The organism is Stenotrophomonas koreensis (genome assembly GCF_001431525.1).
In the GTDB taxonomy this organism is placed as follows: domain Bacteria; phylum Pseudomonadota; class Gammaproteobacteria; order Xanthomonadales; family Xanthomonadaceae; genus Stenotrophomonas; species Stenotrophomonas koreensis.
The window spans coordinates 1-2,174 of record NZ_LDJH01000041.1 but is presented as its reverse complement, the minus strand read 5'-3'; the positions used below and the strand labels follow the sequence as shown (position 1 = coordinate 2,174).

Here is a 2,174-nt window from a genome sequence, read left to right as displayed (position 1 = left end):
CCAGACGATGCGCTGTACCCGGTAGCCTTCCCAGCCGCCCAGCGCGGCAATCATCTTCCGATCCAGCATGACCTCACCCTTGAGCACTGAAATCAGGCCTCAAGGGTAAGCGCAACCGGGAAAAGCTCCACGCTGATCTGCGATGAACCAAATTTTTGCGCATATCTCCGCGTTTCCCCACGACGGCCGCCGCCCGCAGGTGGGGGAGGTCATTACCTACCTGACCCAGGCCGGGCCCGATGGCAAGGTCCGCGCGGTCAATGTGATGCGGCCGGGGCAATCACACCGGCGGCCGGTTGCTCGCCGCCAGCGTCCGGCGCGCCGCGCCCGCACTGGTGTGGCCGGCGTGCTCGGCGTGGTGCTGGTGGTGGCCCTGGGCTGGTTGGCATATGAGCGCTACGCGGCCGTGCCGGCATCGGTAGCGGCCCCGGCGGCGGCCTTGCAGGCCGACCCGCGCTTCAGCTGCAGCGGCAAGACCCACTGCTCGCAAATGCGCTCCTGTGCCGAAGCCACGTACTACCTGCGCCACTGCCCCAATACCCAGATGGACGGCGATGGGGACGGCGTGCCGTGCGAGCAGCAGTGGTGCCGCTGAGCTGAGGCGCAGCGCTGCCGAATCCATCGGGCCGGGACGCTGCGGCGCGCCTCGGCCGCCGTGCGCCGCACCGGCAGGCCCGCCCGGCAGGGAGCGTGTTCTGGCATGCTGCGCCTGGCAGGCAGGGGGCCTGCACGGCATGGGGAGCGGCGATGGACCAGCAACGCAAGGGGCAACCGTCCGAGCCACCGGCTCTGGGCGATGCGGGCTTCCGCTCGATAGACCCACCGCCGGAGTCGGTGCTGCGCCGGCTGGGGCAGGTGGTGTTGTATGTGGTGGTGATCCTGTTTGTGTTCGTCTGGCTGTTGGTCTTCGTTGGCCTGTTTGGCGACCTCGGCGGCGTGCTCGGGGTGGGCGTGTTTACGCTGTTGGTGGTGTCTTACGTGAAGTGGCGGGCGATCCGCCGCGAGGCCATGCCACTGACAGCCGTGGACCAGGAAGCCGAGGCGCTGGCGCAGGCACGCCAGGTGCAGCAGGTCGACATGCTCAGCGAAACAGCAAGCCCGTCCACTGCGCTGCGCTGGGCCGAGAACCTGACCCGCTGTGCCCTGGCCATCACCCTGTTCCTGGCGCTGTTCCGTGGCCTGGGCAAGGCCTTGCACCAGCCCAATGGCATGGGGTGGGAAAAGTTCATTGCCCTGGGGCTGGCACTGTTTTTCACCACACTGCTGGTGATGACCTTTGGCCTGGTGCAGCGGTATGTGCTTGCCCATCGCCTGTACGCGCGCTGGTTGAGTTGTGGTGTGTTGCTGGTGGCGATGCTGGCCTGGTGGCGGTAAGCAGCAGGCCGCCGCTTGTGGCCGATGCAAAACAGGGGTCAGAGTGCACTTTCACGCACCTGGCCCTTTGTTCTTTTAGGAGCAGGTAAGGGCTTCCGCCCGCTGGGCTAACAGGGTCGGGTTGGCTTACTTGTTTGAAGCAGGTAAGTGCTTCCGCCCGCTACGCGTGCGGCTTCCTTTTGATGCACCAAAAGGAACCCAAGGAGCGAAGCGACTAACGGCGAAGCCGGCCCGAAGGGCGAGCACCAACGGTGCGAGTCAAAGTGCTTCTCGCCGGGCCGCGTGACGCTGCGGCCTGCGGCCACAGCGGTTCCCTGTGCTTCTCGCGTGCCGGGGCGGTGCGGGAACTCGTTGCGCTCAGACACCCCGCACCTTCATCCCCGGCCCGCTGCGATGCTCGGCACGCTCTACTGGAACTAACGGGGTCAGGTTGGCTTGGAACTAACGGAGGAACTAACGGGGTCAGGTTGGCTTAGCTGTTTGAAGCAGGTAGGTGCTTCCGCCCGCTGCGCGTGCGGCTTCCTTTTGAGGCACCAAAAGGAACCCAAGGAGCGAAGCGACTAACGGCGAAGCCGGCCCGAAGGGCGAGCACCAACGGTGCGAGTCAAAGTGCTTCTCGCCGGGCCGCGTGCCGATGCGGTGGGGCTGCATCGGTGCCCTGCGCTTCTCGCGGCTCAACGCGGCACGGGAACTCGCTGCGCTCAAACACCCCGCGCCTGTTCCGTTGATCCGCTGCGATGCTCGGCACGCTCTACGGCTCGGGCAGGTGGAGCGCAAGCTCACGGCAACGGCAACGGCAA

General features: G+C 66.3%; 2 protein-coding genes. Both read left to right on the top strand.

Annotation, left to right across the window (positions count from 1 at the left end; all coding sequences use genetic code 11):
* The first annotated feature begins 142 nt into the window (after positions 1-142).
* Positions 143-595, top strand: a complete 453-nt coding sequence (locus tag ABB25_RS14955; protein WP_057667886.1) for an excalibur calcium-binding domain-containing protein — start codon at positions 143-145, stop codon at positions 593-595.
* A gap of 152 nt (positions 596-747) precedes the next feature.
* Complete coding sequence (locus tag ABB25_RS13985; RefSeq protein ID WP_057667883.1) at positions 748-1,374, top strand: hypothetical protein; 627 nt, start codon at positions 748-750, stop codon at positions 1,372-1,374.
* The last annotated feature ends 800 nt before the right edge of the window (positions 1,375-2,174 follow it).

Excerpts from the sequence above, each read along its gene's own strand:
- ABB25_RS14955 (WP_057667886.1), top strand. The coding sequence starts at position 143 with ATGAACCAAATTTTTGCGCATATCTCCGCGTTTCCCCACGACGGCCGC.
- ABB25_RS13985 (WP_057667883.1), top strand. The coding sequence starts at position 748 with ATGGACCAGCAACGCAAGGGGCAACCGTCCGAGCCACCGGCTCTGGGC.